This window comes from Bradyrhizobium sp. NAS80.1 (assembly GCF_001908205.1).
Taxonomy (GTDB): Bacteria; Pseudomonadota; Alphaproteobacteria; order Rhizobiales; family Xanthobacteraceae; genus Bradyrhizobium.
This window is the reverse complement of sequence record NZ_LGHL01000436.1, coordinates 1-743: the sequence shown is the minus strand read 5'-3', so window position 1 is coordinate 743 and position 743 is coordinate 1. Positions and strand designations below refer to the sequence as shown.

Here is a 743-nt window from a genome sequence, read left to right as displayed (position 1 = left end):
CGCGCTGTGGCCAAGGCGACGACGGTGCGCGGATTTACGCGCAAGCGCGGCGAACGCCAGACGTTCCCTGAGCATTTACCGCGCGAACGAGTGGTGATCGACCCGCCGACAGCTTGCGAGTGCTGTGGCAGCAACCGTCTGCGCAAGCGTGGCGAGGACGTGACCCGGACACTGGAAGTGGTGCCGCGCCAGTGGAAGGTGATCGAGACGGTCCGAGGGAAGTTTTCCTGCCGCGACTGCGAGAAGATCAGCCAGGCCCCGGCGCCGTTCCATGCTGTCGCACGGGGATGGGCCGGCCCGAGCCTGCTGGCCATGATCATGTTCGAGAAGTTCGGCCAACATCAGCCCTTAAACCGCCAGGCTGAGCGCTACGCCCTGGAAGGCGTGCCGATCGCGCTGTCGACCATGGCGGACGCCGTGGGATCGGTCAGTGCGTCGCTGGATCCCCTGCTGCGCCTGGTCGAAGCCCATGTCATGGCGGCCGAGCGCCTGCATGCCGATGATACGACGGTGCCGGTGCTGGCCAAGGGCAAGACCGATACGGCACGCTGCTGGATCTACGTCCGGGACGACCGGCCGTTTGGCGGCGCCGACCCGCCGGCGGCGATGTTCTACTACTCCCGCGACCGTAGGGGCGAGCATCCTCAGGCGCATCTGGCCCGGTATGCCGGCATCCTGCAGGCCGACGCCTATGATGGGTACAACCAGCTCTATCTGGCGGGGCGCCAGCCCGGACCGATCCG

General features: G+C 67.2%; 1 protein-coding gene. It reads left to right on the top strand.

Annotation, left to right across the window (positions count from 1 at the left end):
- The coding region (gene tnpC, locus AC629_RS44075; RefSeq protein WP_143199951.1) for an IS66 family transposase at nucleotides 1-743 on the top strand (743 nt) is incomplete at both ends.